General features: G+C 38.2%; 15 protein-coding genes. 9 read left to right on the forward strand and 6 right to left on the reverse strand.

Going from position 1 to position 16,901, the window contains the following annotated elements; all coding sequences use genetic code 11:
- The first annotated feature begins 19 nt into the window (after positions 1 to 19).
- The gene (locus JN11_RS18635) at positions 20 to 805 is read left to right on the forward strand and encodes a CHAD domain-containing protein (RefSeq protein ID WP_144914992.1); all 786 of its coding nucleotides are present in this window, start codon (positions 20 to 22) and stop codon (positions 803 to 805) included.
- An 8-nt stretch (positions 806 to 813) separates the two neighbouring features.
- Positions 814 to 1,293, forward strand: coding sequence for a CYTH domain-containing protein (locus JN11_RS18640; RefSeq protein ID WP_144914994.1), 480 nt, complete (start codon positions 814 to 816; stop codon positions 1,291 to 1,293).
- A 21-nt stretch (positions 1,294 to 1,314) separates the two neighbouring features.
- On the opposite strand, the gene JN11_RS18645 is transcribed toward JN11_RS18640, so the two are convergent.
- Together JN11_RS18645 and JN11_RS18650 are read right to left on the reverse strand one after the other, a co-directional pair.
- Positions 1,315 to 1,605, reverse strand: coding sequence for a hypothetical protein (locus JN11_RS18645; protein ID WP_144914995.1), 291 nt, complete (start codon positions 1,603 to 1,605; stop codon positions 1,315 to 1,317).
- A gap of 178 nt (positions 1,606 to 1,783) precedes the next feature.
- On the reverse strand, positions 1,784 to 2,953 hold the full coding sequence (locus tag JN11_RS18650) for a hypothetical protein (RefSeq protein WP_144914997.1): 1,170 nt from the start codon (positions 2,951 to 2,953) through the stop codon (positions 1,784 to 1,786).
- Between the two features lie 151 nt (positions 2,954 to 3,104).
- Here JN11_RS18650 and JN11_RS18655 point away from each other — a divergent pair, with 151 nt between their 5' ends.
- Complete coding sequence (locus JN11_RS18655; RefSeq protein WP_144914998.1) at positions 3,105 to 3,842, forward strand: DUF5020 family protein; 738 nt, start codon at positions 3,105 to 3,107, stop codon at positions 3,840 to 3,842.
- Between the two features lie 6 nt (positions 3,843 to 3,848).
- On the opposite strand, the gene JN11_RS18660 is transcribed toward JN11_RS18655, so the two are convergent.
- Positions 3,849 to 4,202 carry a SnoaL-like domain-containing protein gene (locus tag JN11_RS18660; RefSeq protein WP_144915000.1) on the reverse strand — a complete coding sequence of 118 codons (354 nt, stop codon included), beginning with the start codon at positions 4,200 to 4,202 and terminating at the stop codon, positions 3,849 to 3,851.
- A gap of 456 nt (positions 4,203 to 4,658) precedes the next feature.
- Here JN11_RS18660 and gltB point away from each other — a divergent pair, with 456 nt between their 5' ends.
- The 4 genes from gltB to JN11_RS18680 all read left to right on the forward strand — a co-directional run bounded on the left by gltB (position 4,659) and on the right by JN11_RS18680 (position 13,061).
- A complete protein-coding gene (gene gltB / locus JN11_RS18665; RefSeq protein WP_144915001.1) occupies positions 4,659 to 9,179 on the forward strand; it encodes a glutamate synthase large subunit in 4,521 nt (1,506 codons plus the stop codon).
- A complete protein-coding gene (locus JN11_RS18670) occupies positions 9,179 to 10,657 on the forward strand; it encodes a glutamate synthase subunit beta (RefSeq protein ID WP_144915003.1) in 1,479 nt (492 codons plus the stop codon). Before gltB ends, JN11_RS18670 begins: the two co-directional genes overlap by 1 nt.
- A gap of 209 nt (positions 10,658 to 10,866) precedes the next feature.
- Positions 10,867 to 11,664, forward strand: a complete 798-nt coding sequence (gene truA / locus JN11_RS18675) for a tRNA pseudouridine(38-40) synthase TruA (RefSeq protein WP_144915005.1) — start codon at positions 10,867 to 10,869, stop codon at positions 11,662 to 11,664.
- Positions 11,665 to 11,750: 86 nt separating this feature from the next.
- Positions 11,751 to 13,061: a DEAD/DEAH box helicase gene (locus JN11_RS18680; protein ID WP_144915006.1), complete on the forward strand. Its 1,311-nt coding sequence runs from the start codon at positions 11,751 to 11,753 to the stop codon at positions 13,059 to 13,061.
- Between the two features lie 29 nt (positions 13,062 to 13,090).
- On the opposite strand, the gene JN11_RS18685 is transcribed toward JN11_RS18680, so the two are convergent.
- From JN11_RS18685 to JN11_RS18695, 3 genes are all read right to left on the reverse strand, one after another.
- Complete coding sequence (locus JN11_RS18685) at positions 13,091 to 13,312, reverse strand: VF530 family protein (RefSeq protein WP_144915008.1); 222 nt, start codon at positions 13,310 to 13,312, stop codon at positions 13,091 to 13,093.
- Between the two features lie 62 nt (positions 13,313 to 13,374).
- Positions 13,375 to 13,803, reverse strand: coding sequence for an SRPBCC family protein (locus JN11_RS18690; RefSeq protein WP_144915009.1), 429 nt, complete (start codon positions 13,801 to 13,803; stop codon positions 13,375 to 13,377).
- Positions 13,804 to 13,842: 39 nt separating this feature from the next.
- The gene (locus JN11_RS18695; protein ID WP_144915011.1) at positions 13,843 to 14,502 is read right to left on the reverse strand and encodes a YdeI/OmpD-associated family protein; all 660 of its coding nucleotides are present in this window, start codon (positions 14,500 to 14,502) and stop codon (positions 13,843 to 13,845) included.
- A 109-nt stretch (positions 14,503 to 14,611) separates the two neighbouring features.
- Here JN11_RS18695 and JN11_RS18700 point away from each other — a divergent pair, with 109 nt between their 5' ends.
- Positions 14,612 to 15,220 (forward strand): HAD hydrolase-like protein, encoded by a 609-nt coding sequence (locus tag JN11_RS18700; protein WP_144915012.1) that lies wholly within the window; start codon positions 14,612 to 14,614, stop codon positions 15,218 to 15,220.
- A 65-nt stretch (positions 15,221 to 15,285) separates the two neighbouring features.
- Positions 15,286 to 16,854, forward strand: coding sequence for a S41 family peptidase (locus JN11_RS18705; RefSeq protein ID WP_144915014.1), 1,569 nt, complete (start codon positions 15,286 to 15,288; stop codon positions 16,852 to 16,854).
- Positions 16,855 to 16,901: the final 47 nt, after the last annotated feature.

Below are 16,901 nucleotides of genomic sequence, written 5' to 3' on the forward strand. Positions count from 1 at the left end.
GCCTTTAATAATTTTTATTATGAAGAAAAAAGAAGAAATAAAATACCTGGATAAAGAATGGGAAGAGATGGATGCCAGCTTGAAATTATTTTTAGAAACAGGAGATCAGGAAGCACTTCATAAATTTAGGGTACAGATAAAAAAAATAAAAGCGATACTTAGTTTGATTGAAGGAAGTTCGGATGAAAAAGGTTTGTTAAAGCAATTTAAACCGGTACGCAAAATCTTCAAAAGTGCTGGCTATGTACGGGATGCACATGTCCACTTACAATTAAGTTCAAAATATGGGTTTGAAAATGAAGAGTTTGAAAATAATCAGCAAAAGATAATAGAGGAAGGTACAATAGAACTTCAAAACAAAAGCAAAAAAATCATCAGTAACATAAAGAGCACACGCAAGGAGCTTAAAAAGCAATTACCCTCGGTATCTAATGAATCAATTGTTCAATATTACAAACAACAGCTTGAACAAATTGCTGTTAATTTTACCGTTTCGGGTTTTACTGAAGATATGCATACGAACCGAAAACTGATAAAAATTTTGGTTTACAACCATAAATTCGCAGGTGAGGCTTTAAATAGTAAATTGAATTTCAACAAGGTATATTTAGATAAGTTACAGGAGGCAATCGGAAAATGGCATGATAATGTGCTGGCGGCTCAACTATTCTCATCCCCACCACTTAACGACAAACCAATAGTTATCCGCATAAACAGAATAAATGCCGGAGTAAAACGAACTATAACCTCATTGGGAAATGATTTTATGAAAAAGGCTACTACCTTTGAAAACGAAAATAATTAACTAATAAAATGGGCGTTGAAATAGAAAGAAAGTTTTTGGTTGATAAAGATAAATGGGCGCATGTTATTAAACCAACCGGAACACATTACAGGCAAGGGTATTTGCTGGATGAAGCCAAACGCATCATTAGGGTAAGAACTACCGATAAACAAGGCTTCTTAACTATTAAGGGTATAACTAATGGCATTACCCGTAAGGAATACGAATATAAAATACCAGTTGAGGAAGGCGTTGAACTGCTTGATGCATTTGCGGAATCTGAAGTTGAAAAAATCAGATACAAAATAACTTTTGAAGGCAAGCTTTGGGAAGTTGATGAATTTCATGGCGATAATACAGGCCTCCTAATGGCCGAAATTGAATTACAACATGAAGACGAAGCATTCATTAAACCTGACTGGATAACAATTGAAGTAAGCAACGACGGGAGATACTACAATTCTAATTTATCAAAAAATCCTTTTAAAAACTGGGGCAATAAGAGCTAAACTCAACAATTGCTTATTTTATTAATCACAATTAGGTAATTGTAAAAGGTAATCGACAGCTTCATTGCTAGCTGTTTTAACGTATTTATTGCCATTTGGGCAAACTGCCGGAATAAGGCCCAGCTTGTTACCATATTGATCAATAATGTAGGCCTCCCCGCTCTCTTCTTTTATCCAATCATATATTTTTGTACGGTCGGTTATTCCTTTTACGTTTATTCTTTCATTTATCCATTCAAGATAATCAATCGCGAGGTATGGGTTATCAAATATTCCATCTTCTTTTTTAATGCAAATTATACGTACAGCCATCTTTAATAGTGTTTTAATTGAGGAGGTTGGGTAAAAATAAATTAAAACGAGTACCAGAACCGTAGTATTTTTCCTGAATTTGATACGTAAAACTACGTGAGTTCAGCTATAATATTAAATAATAACTATAGGATAATTACATTGCCTAATAAACAACAATCATTAAGCGAAATTGGGCTTATTGAGCACAAGTATTGGCACTTATGCGGAAAAACTTGAAGCTAACGGGTATGGTTACTGAATTAGTAAAGCCCCTGATAGCAAAAATGCCTATATATTTAGGCTTCATATCAAACTCCTGGCTTACCACCTCCTTAAATGCTGTATTTTCGTCAACCCCGCCAGCATACAAGAACCTGTATTTGTTACCGCTTTTTTCAATCCGGAGTGCGGAGTTTTTCAGATTCTTAAAAAGAGCTGGATTTTTTTTCAGACTATCAAGAAAAAAGATTGGTTTATGTGCTATTTCTTCGGGTTTACCAAACCCCTGGCCTAACGAAGTTATAGCCTGAATAAGTATTTCTCGCGGCATTTTCATCCCACCAAAATTATCGTTAAATGCCAATGACATTCTTATGCTTTTCCCCGTAAAAGAAGTATCTTCCAATAATAAAATGCCTGCCTGTTGCCATTCATCTTGCGGTATAAAATCACTAAAATGTACTTCGGCAGTAAAACATCCCGCGGGTATTGGATGTAACAGTAAATTTTTAATATCAGGTTTGGAAGATGGATCGGGCCAGTAATCTCCACGCAAGGTATACAACGTAAGTTGCCCGGGTTTAACGGCCCGCTTATTCCAATAAGTGTTATCCTTTGATTTGATGAACCATCCATTATTATTCATGACGTGTTCATCGGTGTTATGAAAATACTCAGTAAACTGATAACTGCTATCCGTTTCCAATTCATATCGCAAATAAATACCTAGGGCTATTATTACAGACATAATAACAGCAACTGCTATCCATAAACGTTTTTCATTGGACTTAGTATTACCGGGAGTTTTTTGTATCCTCTCCCGGTAAAGAAACCAGTACGGATAATGGCTTTCATCATTTTTTCGTTGGATTTCGGTGGTATACGGTGCTTCCAGCACATACCTTGCCAATGTATCTAATGTAGCAACAGAAGGGTTCTCTTTTTTGCCTGCCTTGCTATCCATAACAAAAAAAGAGTAATTCTTAACACTCTTCCATCCTATTGAAAGCCCGGTTAGCCCGGTTATTTTATTGCAAAATATCTTACTTTCTGTTTCTGTTAAAGGGTTTTCCATTGCAAAGCCAAAGCATTTCCAATACGCTTCTTTAAACAAGGTTACAAAGGTCAGAAAATCCAATTCAATCATAAGACACTAACAATCAATTATATAAAATACAAAAATAGAATTCCGTAAGATTTACGCTGCAATTACGCCCGCTTAAAATCCATTCAAAGATATTTACAATTGAGCCACAAGGCGATGAATATTATCTGTCAAATCATCAAAAATTACAACAATGAAATATCTGATATTATTAGCACTCATTATGCTATCTGCAAAATTATTTTCGCAAAACATTCAGCTGCATTATGATTTTAGGCATACCATTGATCCTGCCCACAATTCCCAAAACTTCCCAACATTGTATTTTGAATATTTTAAATCGCTTGACAGCGGCAAGTCGTTTATAAAACCGGGGGCATTTTTTATAAAGATGGAAAGCGATTTGCAGGGAGATAACTACAATATTGGTAAAGCCTTTATTCAAACATCACAAACATTTCGTTTCTGGCAGCCTAAAATATTTTTAAGCGTGCAATATAGCGGCGGATTGGGGGTGACCGATCCTAAGCAGTACAGCTATTATATTAATAATGCGTTGTCAATAGGGCCGAGTTACTCATTTCAATGGCTCGGCGCTTATTTCAGTTCTACCATATATTATACCTATAATATGCTCCAAAAAACCAGTAATGATGTAATGCTTTCCTTTTATTGGGGCAAAGGATTTTGGAATTACAAAGTGGAATTTGCAGGAGATTTTGAGTTGTACACGCTCAATAAAAATTTAGGCGATGCTTTAACACAGAATCTGCATGGAAAAACAGTCTCTTTTTTTGGAGAACCACAAGTATGGTTTAAAATTCACAACAATTTTTCAATGGGATCAAAGATTTTGTTGTATTACCACGTGATCACCACCCAAAATCTGTTCGAAGTCTATCCTACTATAGCAGCAAGGATTAAGTTTTAGCGGACGTTATCCAATAAAAAACTGTTGACTTACAATTTTCCCGTTTTCAACTTTGTAAACGCAAAGCTCTTCTAATGCTCTTTCGGTTTGATCAGCAGAAGTAAAACCCATAGCGAGTACTACACTAAAATAGCTACCCGCAAATATCGGTTCAGATAATCTCACCTTGTTAACCTTATTCGCTTCTAAAAAATTCTTCTCTCTTTCAATTAAGGCTGACAGACCTGTTAAAGGTTCATTCTTATAAATAGGGTCGGTACTTACTGCATGTTCAGAAAACAAACTGCTATAAGCCTCTACAAATTTATGTTCGGTACACAACGATGATAAACGGTTCGCAATTTCAACTATGCTATTCATTTTAATTCAGATTTAAATGGTGAATACAATGTAGTACAATAGCAATGGCATCATTGTTTTTTTAAAGCTAGGTTTGTTACATAGAGATGACCCGGCAATGTTTATGTAATAAAAACAGATTAAAAAATAACACAATATTAAATACTGTTATAATTAAAAACAGGTCTTAAATAATCGGAAAAACCAAACAAATTCAACCGTTTTAATGGTTTTTGATGGGTTATACCAAAAACTATAGACTTAGTAGAAGTTTTAGCCAGTAATGAAACTTCAATAACTAAAAGCTTAAATTATCAAGTTCAAATAAAAAACAAGTATTTATTAACAAATTATCAATTTAAAAACATATTAATATCAGATTATTTAGAAAAATTTAAAAATTTTAAGATATTTTAAATTAAACTTCAAAATCAGTAATTTCGTTGTTACACCATTTTATAAACGGGTTAATTTACGATGGATCAGACTGAAAGCCGACAGGGCCTTTACAGGCCAGAATTTGAACACGACTCTTGTGGTACCGGATTTATAACCAACATTAACGGACATAAATCTCACCAAATAATTGATAACGCGCTAACCATGTTGGAGAACATGGAACACCGCGGTGCATGCGGATGTGACCCCAAAACCGGCGATGGCGCTGGTATTTTAATTCAACTACCTCACGAATTTTTACTGGAAGAATGCTCTAATCTGGAGATCAGTTTACCTGAGCCGGGCGAGTATGGAGTTGGGATGATATTTTTTCCGAAAGAGCCTGCGCTGAAAAAAGCATGCCGTACTATTATAGGCAATGCTATTGAAAAGTTAGGTTTACACAAGCTTGGCTATCGCAAACTGGCGGTTAATTCGTCAGTAGTTGGCGAAACTGCCCGCAAAGCCGAGCCGGATGTTGAACAACTATTCATTTTAAGGCCACATCACCTAACTAATACTGAAGATTTTGAACGTAAGCTTTATATATTAAGGCGTTATATTAATAAAACGGTTACCGAAACCATACCTGCTGCTGCTGAGCATTTTTACTTCACCTCGTTAAGCTGCAAAACTATTATTTACAAAGGTCAGGTAACTACTTATCAGTTGCGTCAGTATTTTTCTGATTTAACTGATCCGCGTATTGCATCGGGTTTTGCCATGATCCACTCGCGTTTCTCAACCAATACTTTCCCATCATGGAAACTGGCTCAGCCTTTCCGCTTAATTGCGCATAATGGTGAGATCAATACCCTTACAGGAAACTTAAACTGGTTTTATTCAGGTTTAAAATCGTACGCTTCATCCTACTTTACTCAGGATGAAATGGAAATGCTGTTACCTGTTATTGATAACAATCAATCAGACTCAGCATGCTTGGATAACATTATAGAAATTTTATTGCACAGTGGCCGTTCGTTACCACACGTAATGATGATGCTGATACCTGAAGCATGGGATGGCAATGAGCAAATGGATCCTATAAAAAAGGCATTCTACGAGTTCCATGCCACCTTAACTGAGCCATGGGATGGGCCTGCTGCAATTACCTTTACTGATGGTAAATTAGTAGGTGCTTTGCTGGATCGTAACGGACTACGCCCACTACGTTTTGTAATTACCAACGACGGCCGCGTTATTGCAGCTTCAGAAGCCGGTGTATTAAACATTGACGAAAGCCTGGTATTACGTAAAGGTCGTTTACAACCGGGTAAAATGCTATTGATTGATACCGAAAAAGGTAAAATCATTACTGACAACGAAATTAAACACCAGATAGCATCACGTCAACCTTATGGTCGCTGGCTGGAAAATTATAAAATCCGTTTAGGTGAACTGGGTGAGCCGCGTTTAGCATTTGCCAGTTTATCAGAAGATTCTGTTTTCCGTTACCAGCAGGTATTTGGTTATACCCGCGAAGATATTGACACCATTATTAAACCAATGGCGCTTGAAGGTAAAGAACCGGTTGGTTCAATGGGTACTGATGTGCCTTTGGCTATACTTTCTGATAAACCACAACATTTATCAAGCTATTTTAAACAATTTTTCGCCCAGGTTACCAACCCGCCAATCGACCCGATCCGTGAACGTTTGGTAATGAGTTTGGCTACCTTTATTGGTAATAACGGTAATTTATTGGATGAAGATAAAATGCATTGCCATTGTGTGGTATTGCAACATCCTATTCTGAAGAACCATCAGCTTGAAAAACTAAGAAGTATTGATACAGGCATGTTCCATGCCAAAACGCTGCAGACTTATTATAATGCAGATGGAATGCCTGGCTCACTTGAAAAAGGTATTGCAAGGCTTTGTCGCTACGCAGAAGATTCTGTGGATGACGGATTTGAAGTATTGATCCTTTCTGATCGTGCTATTGATTCTGAACATGCCCCTATCCCATCGCTATTAGCTGTATCCGCGGTTCATCATCATTTAATAAAAAGCGGCCGTCGTGGTGCGGTAGGCTTAGTTGTTGAGACCGGCGATACATGGGAAGTACATCACTTTGCTTGCTTACTTGCATTTGGTGCTACAGCTATCAATCCATACCTGGCCCTGTCAACCATTGAAACATTGAAAAACAATGGCAGCCTGGAAACCAATCTGGATTTGAAAACACTACAGAAAAATTATGTTAAATCCGTTAATGATGGCTTATTGAAGATTTTCTCAAAAATGGGAATCTCTACCTTGCAGTCTTATCATGGGTCACAGGTTTTTGAAATATTAGGTATTAACCAAACCGTTGTTGACAAATACTTTACCGGTTCTGTAACTAGGATTGGAGGTTTAGGATTAGACGAAATTGCCCGCGAATCGCTTTGCAAACATAAAATAGGTTTTGGTGGTTCAAAAACAGGTGCACACTTACTACCTGAAGGTGGTATTTACCAATGGAAACGCCGCGGCGAATCGCACTTGTTTAACCCAACAACGGTTCACTTGCTGCAACATGCTACCCGTAGCAATGATTACTCTGTTTACAAAAACTATGCTAAAGAAATAAATGAGCAAACTGAAAAGCATTTCACCATAAGAGGATTGCTTGACTTTGCCCATCACCGTGAATCTATCAGCATTGATGAGGTTGAACCGGCAGAAAACATCATGAAGCGTTTTGCTACAGGTGCTATGTCTTTCGGATCTATTTCTCACGAGGCGCACAGTACTATGGCTATTGCTATGAACCGTATAGGCGGTAAAAGCAATACAGGTGAAGGTGGCGAAGACGAAATACGCTACGAACGTTTGCCTAATGGCGATTCCATGCGTTCAGCTATTAAACAGGTAGCATCAGCACGTTTCGGTGTAACTTCAAATTACCTGACCAATGCTGATGAATTGCAGATAAAAATGGCGCAAGGTGCAAAACCAGGTGAAGGTGGCCAGCTACCGGGGCATAAGGTTGATGACTGGATTGCAAAAACAAGGCACTCTACACCAGGTGTTGGTTTGATATCACCTCCACCACACCATGATATTTATTCAATTGAGGATTTGGCTCAATTAATATTCGACCTTAAAAATGCTAACCGTGCTGCACGTATCAATGTGAAGTTGGTATCAAAAGCAGGTGTAGGTACCATTGCTGCCGGTGTAGCGAAAGCACATGCCGACGTAATTTTAATTGCTGGATATGATGGCGGTACAGGTGCATCACCAATCAGTTCTGTTAAGCATGCAGGTTTACCATGGGAACTTGGTTTGGCCGAAGCACATCAAACATTGGTACGTAATAAACTGCGCAGCCGTGTGGTATTGCAAACAGACGGTCAGTTAAAAACCGGTCGCGATTTGGCTATTGCCTGTTTAATGGGAGCCGAAGAATGGGGCGTTGCTACAGCCGCATTAGTTGCAGGCGGATGTATCATGATGCGTAAATGCCATCTGAATACCTGCCCTGTTGGTGTAGCCACTCAGGATCCTGAATTGAGAAAATTATTCTCGGGCAAGCCAGAACATGTGGTAAATCTGTTCCGCTTTATGGCCGAAGAATTACGCGAAATAATGGCTGAACTTGGTTTCCGTACCGTTAATGAAATGGTGGGTCGTGTTCAGTTCTTGAAAGTAAAAGACGGCTTAAAGAGCTGGAAGGCTAAGAAAATTGACCTTTCGGGCATCTTACACCCGGTAAATAATCCAAAAGATGTTACGCTTTACAACAGTGAAAAACAGGATCATGGAATGGATGATATTCTTGATTGGAAATTACTGGAAGCAGCAGGACCAGCTTTAGAAGATAAAACTCCGGTATTTGCCAATTTTGATGTTAAAAACGTTGACCGTACTATCGGCACATTGTTATCAAACGAGATCTCCAAAAAATATGGTTCAGTAGGATTGCCTGACAATACCATCAACTTTAAATTTAAAGGTTCAGCAGGGCAAAGCTTTGGTGCATTTGCTACCAAGGGATTATCTTTTGAACTGGAAGGCGAAGCCAATGACTATGTAGGTAAAGGATTATCAGGTGCTCAATTGGCCATCTATCCTTCTGAAAAAGCAACCTTTACTCCTGAAGAAAATATCATCATCGGTAACGTAGCGCTTTATGGTGCAACATCGGGCGAGGTATTTATCCGCGGTATGGCGGGCGAACGCTTTGCTGTACGTAATTCAGGCGCCACAACTGTAGTTGAAGGTATTGGAGATCATGGATGCGAGTACATGACTGGCGGCCACGCATTGATATTAGGCGAAACAGGCAGAAACTTTGCAGCTGGTATGAGTGGCGGTATTGCCTGGGTGTACAATCCTAACCAAACATTCAGCGACAATTGCAATAAGGAAATGGTTGATTTGGATCCTTTGTCAATTGCTGATGAAGAGCAGATTATTGCTTTATTGCACAAACATGTTCACTTAACAGGTAGTGAAGTTGCTAAGCAATTACTAAGGGACTGGAAAAAGGTTTCCACACAATTTGTTAAGGTATATCCGAAAGAGTATAAAAAGGTTTTAGAAAAATTACAATATCAAACTATCAGCTAATGGGAAAACCAACAGGATTTCAGGAATTTAACAGAGAGCTTCCCGAAAAAACACCGGCTGCCGAACGCGTAAAAGATTATAAAGAATTTGTTCATCCATATTCTGACGAAAAACTAAATCAGCAATCAGCACGTTGCATGAATTGCGGCATTCCTTTTTGTCATTCAGGCTGCCCCCTGGGCAATATCATTCCGGAGTTTAACGATGCGGTGTATCGTAAAAACTGGGAAGAAGCTTATAACATTTTATCATCAACCAATAACTTCCCGGAGTTTACCGGAAGGATTTGTCCTGCTCCATGCGAATCAGCATGTGTATTAGGTATTAACAAACCGGCAGTAGCAATTGAGGAGATAGAAAAACACATTATTGAAATAGCTTATTCCAAAAACCTGGTAAAACCGGTTGCACCCCTTATTAAAACAGGCAAAAAGGTGGCTGTAGTGGGTTCAGGCCCTGCTGGTTTAGCTGCTGCTGCACAATTAAGCAAAGCAGGTCACTCTGTTACTGTTTATGAGCGCGATGACTATCCTGGTGGCTTATTACGCTACGGCATCCCTGATTTTAAATTAGAAAAATGGGTTGTAGAACGCCGTATCCAGGTGATGGAGCAGGATGGGGTTAAATTCAAATGCAATACCGAAGTAGGTAAAGATATTGCTGCCGATGAACTGGTTCGTAATAATGATGCTGTAGTACTTGCAGGAGGTTCGACGATACCGCGCAATCTTAACATCCCCGGCAGGGAATTAAAAGGCATCTATTTTGCAATGGACTTTTTAAAGCAGCAAAATAAGCGTGTTAGCGATACCAAATTTGAACAGGAAGAAATTTTAGCAACCGATAAAGACGTAATTGTAATTGGCGGCGGCGATACTGGATCTGACTGTGTGGGTACATCCAACCGTCAGGGTGCAAAATCCATTAAACAATTTGAGGTGATGATGCAGCCACCAGCACAGCGTACTCAGCATATGCCATGGCCAACATATCCAATGGTATTAAAAACAACCAGCAGCCACGAAGAAGGTGCTGACCGTTTTTGGGGTGTTAATACCGAAGAGTTTTTAGGCGATGCCGATGGCAATCTAAGGGCACTGAGAGTAGTTGACGTAACCTGGGAACTGGATGTTATGGGCAGACCAATGAAATTTGCTAAAGTGGAAGGCTCTGAACGGGAAATTCCTTGCCAAAGAGTATTCCTGGCGATGGGATTCTTATTTCCGCAGGCACAGGGAATGATTGAAAACCTTGGCATTGAGCTTGACGACCGCAAAAATGTAAAAGCTAAAGAAGGCGTTTACCGTACCAATGTAGGCAAAGTATTTGCCGCAGGCGATATGCGCAGAGGTCAGTCACTGGTGGTTTGGGCCATATCTGAAGGCCGCGAAGCTGCCCGTAAAGTAGACGAATTTTTAATGGGACACTCGATACTGGAAAGTAAAGATGCAGTAAACCAGTTTGAGCAGGTCTTTTAAAATTTGTGATCAGAATTATCTTCTGAAATAAAAAAAGCAAACCAATCAATCAACTATAATGTAAACCGGGTAGCAAAAGCTGGCCGGTTTTTTTTGTTTATAAATCGATAATTAAGTCATACAGTCAAGAACTGCAAAGTTTTTAAAACTTAACCAGTTTAACTAAAAACCATTGAGTAATTTCGAACAAAATTTCAAGTTTTTAAATTTTGCGATACTTCTTCCACATAGGCTATCATGGTACTAATTACAGCGGCTGGCAAAGGCATCCGAAGGTGATAACCGTGCAGGAAGTTTTGGAAACTGCCCTTAGCAATATTTTTAAGCATGCTATAGCTGTGAATGGCTGCGGACGCACAGATGCGGGAGTGCATGCCAGTCAATACTTTTTCCATGTAGATATTGAACAGAAATGGGATTTCGACCTGTTTTTCAGATTGAATAAAGTATTACCCGATGATATTGCCTTGTTTGATATTATCCCTATGCAGGGCCTCCCCCATGCTCGTTTCGATGCCGTACAAAGAGCTTATGATTATTTTGTCCATAATTATAAAGATCCGTTTCTGAGTGGGTTTAGTTCCTTATATCTCGAACCAAATCTCAATTTGGATAAAATGAAGGCTGCAGCGGCTTTACTACCGCAATACAACGATTACAGGTGCTTTTGTAAAATGCCCGACAGAAATGACAATACCATCTGCAACGTTTCATCAGCCGAATTCTTTGTCGATTCGAAAGGCGATCGGATAAGGTTTCATATCTCCGCAAATCGATTTTTAGGCAAAATGGTGCGGATAATAATGGGCAGATTATTAGAAATTGGCACAGGTAAAATGAGCGTTGACGAGTTTGAAAATTATCTGATCCAGAAAGAAACACCGAAAATTATTATACCCGCACATCCGCAGGGACTTTACCTCTCAAAAGTTACTTATCCCTACCTTGACTTGTCGCCACGAACCTCATTCCTAGCTACTTTAGAAACGGATTGGATAACCGTGTAAAGCCTTAAAGAATGAATTATTTCAATTAACAAAAACTACGCTGTAAAAAGGGTAAATTTGTCGTCCGCTATTTTAAAGAAGAGTTCATGGCCTGGTCAGAGAAATTAAAACTGAATAAACAATTAATCAAATCGGTAACCGAAGCCGGGTACATGTCTCCAAAGGAGGTACAGCAAAAAAGCTTGTCGCGCATTTTCGGAGGGCAGGATATTATTGCAGTAGGCCATGAAGGATGCGGCAAAACCACTACATACGTTTTGGCAGTTTTAAATCGCTTAAAATACAATACCGAAGGCGTACCTAACGTATTAATCTTGGTGCCCGAAAAAGATGATGTACTGGCAGTTATTGAACGCTTTGAATTGTTAAACAGAAATAAATCGTTATCAATAGTTGGTTTATATGCCGCTCCTGGAATTGAAAGTCAGATGAATGCCCTGGCTGATGGTGCAGATGTAGTTGTTGCTACGCCCGACAGGGCACGCGCCATTTACCTTAAACTGGGTCTTAACCTCAATAAAGTTGATTTGCTGATTATTGATGATGCAGAAAAAATAGTTAAACAAGGTTTGCAATTACCTGTGGTTGAACTGGCAAACAGCATTGACAAATGCCAGCACCTGGTATTTTCGGAAGTATTGCATTCCCGGCTGGAAAAAATGATTGAGCCGTTTATGAACTTACCGGCTATTATTGAAATTGATGAAACGGGCGAAACAATAATTGAAACCTTTCCGCAAGTTTTATACATTGTACCAAACTTTGGCACCAAGCTTAACCTGCTTAACTTATTTATGCAGGATGATGAGCTGTTTACCAAAACGGTAATTTTTGTAAACACCCGCCAAACAGCCGAAAAAGTTTACCGAAGTCTGCAAAATAGGCATAAAAAGAACGTTGCTCTTCTCAATTCAACCTCCATTGAAATTAATGGTTTAGATAGTACAGATGATTTTAAAACATCCCCATCAGTTAAAATTCTGATTATTGCTAATGATACAACTCAGGAAATAAACCTTGACGGAATCCCTTTCATTCTTCATTTTGAACTTCCGGAAGAAAAGGAAACTTATATTTTCAGGGTTGCAGCTGGTAATATCAGCGAAGAAGATGAAACCTTAGCCATCACTTTTGCCACCGATCTGGAATTGAGCATGGTTAAAAAGATAGAACTTGCAATTGGCCAAAAAATACCTTTAGGTGATATTCCTGAAGGCGTAATAATTGAAAAGGACAAAAAAGATGCTGAGCTGGAAGCTAAGAAATCTAAAAAGAGTAAAGATTCTGAGCCGGTTGTAGGTGCAGCTTTCCATGAGAAAAAAGCCAGTAACGTTAAAAATTACAATTACAGTTCGGGCCAAAAAGCCAAAATGAATAAGAAAAAGAAACACTCTTAATCAAATAAGGATTAAACTATCCGGCACAATTAATCAATAGGAGATTGCAAATACAAATCTTCAACTTTTTTGCGTGCCCATGGGGTTTTACGGAGAAAAGTGAGACTCGATTTAATACTCGGATTATCTAAAAAACAATTGATGCGAATGAGGTAGCCCAACTCTGGCCAGCCGTAATGAGCTACCAAAGCATTCAATATCATTTCTAAAGTTTTCCCGTGAAGCTTGTTGTTTGGTTGCTCTTGAGTCATTTGGCAAAAATAAATATAAAAAGCAGATACATGAAGTATTCTGTATCTGCTTTTTATACCTTTTAATTTTTATCAAGATACTCTGGTAATACCACGCCAAGAATATGGTTCCATCCAAAATTAAAATTATTCACTGCAAAATCAGGATTATCCTGTGGAAATGTTTCCAAACCTTCATGTGTTAATATTAACCGTGTTTTATGCCCTTCGGGTATAAACTCGAAAGTAACATTAGATTCGCCCGGATAATTTTCATATCGCCAGCTATGTTTCAGCTTTCTGTTTAAAATAGCTTCTTTAATTATACAGATGTGCAGAAACTCCCTGTCTTCATTTTGCCCTTTAAAATGAAATACAAAACCAACTTCGGGTTTAAAATCATCTACATCAAAATACCACTCCCTCATTTTAACCTTGTCAGTTAATGCTTGCCATACTTTTTCTACCGGCGCCTCATATTCTTTCTCCACAACTAATATTTCTGCTTTCATATATCGGTTTATAAATAATTCAAATCTAATCAACCTGTCTTATTTTTCCGAAGGATTTTTCTTTCCCGCCAATAGCTTATCAATTAGTTTCTCCAAACGATCGGTCTTGGTATTTGCCAGCTTGGCAGAAAGTATCCAAATCACGTATTCTTTTTTGTTACTATAAGATAAGGATTGGTAAAAACTCATTGCAGCAGATGACTTGCATAAAACTTCTTCCATCTCCTGTGGCAATGTAATCAGCTTTTTTTCCACATTTATATAAGCCGAATATTCGTTTGTTTTAATTGCTGCATTTCTGGTTTCTGACAATTTTGACAGGCCCTCCATCCTGAAACGCAATGCCGTCCAGGTTTCATTTATGGATACAGTAGAAACAACGCGTAACCCATATTTAGCAGGTTCATCCCAATTACCCATCATTTCCAAATCTGATTCAATACCCGAACTTTTTTTGGGGTAGGTAAGCCAAAATACTGTTTCTGCTTTTAATAAAGGGACAATCACCTTTAAGCTGTTCATAAGCTGGAGGCTGTTTAAAACAAATAACTGTATGCCATCAAAATTATCAGTAGGTGTAAAACTAGTTGTAACTCCATCAGGAAGTGGGGCTATAATGGGCAAGTAATTGTCAGGCGCATTATAAAACAGCCAACGTTGACCCGATTTTATATATAATTTTTTAGCTACCTGATTCATTTTATCTGCTCTTTAATCAGTAACCTGCAAGTGGGTTTGTAATACATGTGAGTAAAAATAATAGATTTTTATAAGCAATTTATGATCTTTGAGGCAGCAATTTATATTAATGACGTACAGCGATATTGACAGCCGTAAAAATGCGTTCATCTTTGAACTGGATAATGTTCTTTACCCCGAAAAGGATTATATATTCCAGGTTTATTATCTTTTTGCAGGATTATTGGAGTATACCCTACTAATTGATGCCAAACAGACAACTGATTTGATGGTAAATACGTATAATGATGAAGGAGAATGTTTGGTTTTTGAACGTTTAAAGGAGAAGTTAAATATTGAAGAGAAGTATCGGGAATGCTTTGATGACTTATTTATCACAGCCAAACTCCCTTTAAAACTGTTACTTTATAAAAACATACTTACCCTGCTGCAAGAAATTGTTATTAATCGTAAAAAGATATTTATTGTAACTAATGGCAATCCAGAACAACAGTTAAATAAAATAAAGCAAACAGAGTGGCATGGACTTGAGAAATATTTAACCGTCTATTTTGCAGAAGAAACTTTCCCGAAGCCAGAGCCGGATATTATTAATGAGCTATTAAAAAAACATGATTTGGAAAGGCGTGAAGTTTTGATGATCGAAAATTCTGAAACAGACAGGCTATGTGCAGAAGCCTGCGGAATTGATTATCTGAATGTAGCGAATTTTCTATAAGTTATTAATACTGATCATTAATGTAGTAGTCCTACATTTTTAACAAGAAACACATATTCATTAAGATGAAAAAACTATACCCCCTAATTATCTTATCACTATTTACAATTATCATATCTGCCTGCAAAAAGTCTCCCAATATTATAACTCCAAACTCACCCGGCACAACGCTGGATAAAATTAAAGACTCCATATATCTATATGCTAAGGAAGATTATCTATGGAATTCGGCACTGCCAACTTATGCAAATTTTCAGCCGCGTACGTATACTAATGCCAGTGATTTAACAGCTTTGGCAAGTGAAATGAATGCACTTTCGCAATATGCCATCAATCCGGCTACCAGTTTACCTTATGAATATTATGCTAATGATCCAGGAGCTGCGAAATACTCTTTTATTGATGATGGCACCGAAACAGCTGCATTAAACGGAACAAAGGGTGATTATGGCTTTGATTTACAATACAACCTTGTAAATGACCTGCGGATTGAATATGTTTATCCAGCTTCGCCAGCAGGATTAGCAGGTATAAAAAGAGGATACAGAATAATTAGTATAAACAACAATACTAATATCTCTTATGACGCGCAGGGATATGGAACCGGCACAGGTGTTAACCTCGCTTACGTAAACAATGCCATATTCAATAGCAGTACTGTTACCATGACTTTAGAAAGACAAGACAGCACTACATTTTCAGCAACATTAAACATAGCAAATTACACAGTGAACCCCGTATTAAAAGACACTATTTTAAACCAGGGTAACGGACATATTGTAGGCTATCTGGTATTTAATAGTTTCACCACCGATGCCATTGCCGATCCGGTATTGGATGCCGCTTTTTCTGACTTTGCATCTAACGGAGTAACAGATTTGGTTGTAGATCTTCGTTATAATGGTGGTGGTTACGTTTCAACTGCCGAGCATTTAGATAATTTAATTGTACCAGCGTCTAAAAGTGGTAAATTGATGTACAATACTTTTTATAACAGTAACCTGGTAAGTGGCAAAGATCCTTTGCTCAGCCATCAATGGCGAACCGGTACCAATGGCGATTACAACTATGGTCAGCTTGACTTTTCAGTGGCCGGCAACGTGGTTAATTTTTCAAAAATCGGGACACTAAATGTGGGTCGTGTATTTTTCATTATTACTGGCAATACAGCTTCAGCGAGTGAACTCACTATAAATAATCTTAGACCAGAAATGGATGTTGAATTTGTAGGTGAAACAAGCTACGGCAAGCCTGTAGGTTTTTTTGATATTGATATTAATAAGTACATAATGTACACACCTGAGTTTTATGTAGAAAACTCTTCTGGCCAGGGTGGATATTACGCAGGTTTCACACCAGGCACAACAGATTACCCTGGAGTGAAAGACATTGATGACCTTACAAGAGACTTTGGTGACCCAACTGAAGGATTGCTTGCAGACGTTTTAAGCTATGTAAATACAGGCACCTATGCTGTAAATAAACCGGCAGTGCAGAGCCTTAAATCTGCAGCCAGGACATTTGCACTAGCTACGGGTAATCGTATTAATATGCACCCGCAAAAGCCCAAATTTACCGGCATGATTATTAAGCATAATTCTCTGATAGATAAATTAAAGATAAAAAAGAATTAAGACCTTAAAAGCAAAAGCCTAAAGCAGAAAGATTTTACACTTTCGCT

Origin of the sequence: Mucilaginibacter frigoritolerans (assembly GCF_007830615.1) — a bacterium.
Lineage (GTDB): Bacteria > Bacteroidota > Bacteroidia > Sphingobacteriales > Sphingobacteriaceae > Mucilaginibacter > Mucilaginibacter frigoritolerans.

Bases quoted from the DNA above. Each gene is read 5' to 3' on its own strand.
- JN11_RS18635 (WP_144914992.1), top strand. From the start codon at position 20: ATGAAGAAAAAAGAAGAAATAAAATACCTGGATAAAGAATGGGAAGAG.
- JN11_RS18640 (WP_144914994.1), top strand. From the start codon at position 814: ATGGGCGTTGAAATAGAAAGAAAGTTTTTGGTTGATAAAGATAAATGG.
- JN11_RS18645 (WP_144914995.1), bottom strand. From the start codon at position 1,605: ATGGCTGTACGTATAATTTGCATTAAAAAAGAAGATGGAATATTTGAT.
- JN11_RS18650 (WP_144914997.1), bottom strand. From the start codon at position 2,953: ATGATTGAATTGGATTTTCTGACCTTTGTAACCTTGTTTAAAGAAGCG.
- JN11_RS18655 (WP_144914998.1), top strand. From the start codon at position 3,105: ATGAAATATCTGATATTATTAGCACTCATTATGCTATCTGCAAAATTA.
- JN11_RS18660 (WP_144915000.1), bottom strand. From the start codon at position 4,202: ATGAATAGCATAGTTGAAATTGCGAACCGTTTATCATCGTTGTGTACC.
- gltB (WP_144915001.1), top strand. From the start codon at position 4,659: ATGGATCAGACTGAAAGCCGACAGGGCCTTTACAGGCCAGAATTTGAA.
- JN11_RS18670 (WP_144915003.1), top strand. From the start codon at position 9,179: ATGGGAAAACCAACAGGATTTCAGGAATTTAACAGAGAGCTTCCCGAA.
- JN11_RS18680 (WP_144915006.1), top strand. From the start codon at position 11,751: ATGGCCTGGTCAGAGAAATTAAAACTGAATAAACAATTAATCAAATCG.
- JN11_RS18685 (WP_144915008.1), bottom strand. From the start codon at position 13,312: ATGACTCAAGAGCAACCAAACAACAAGCTTCACGGGAAAACTTTAGAA.
- JN11_RS18690 (WP_144915009.1), bottom strand. From the start codon at position 13,803: ATGAAAGCAGAAATATTAGTTGTGGAGAAAGAATATGAGGCGCCGGTA.
- JN11_RS18695 (WP_144915011.1), bottom strand. From the start codon at position 14,502: ATGAATCAGGTAGCTAAAAAATTATATATAAAATCGGGTCAACGTTGG.
- JN11_RS18700 (WP_144915012.1), top strand. From the start codon at position 14,612: ATGACGTACAGCGATATTGACAGCCGTAAAAATGCGTTCATCTTTGAA.
- JN11_RS18705 (WP_144915014.1), top strand. From the start codon at position 15,286: ATGAAAAAACTATACCCCCTAATTATCTTATCACTATTTACAATTATC.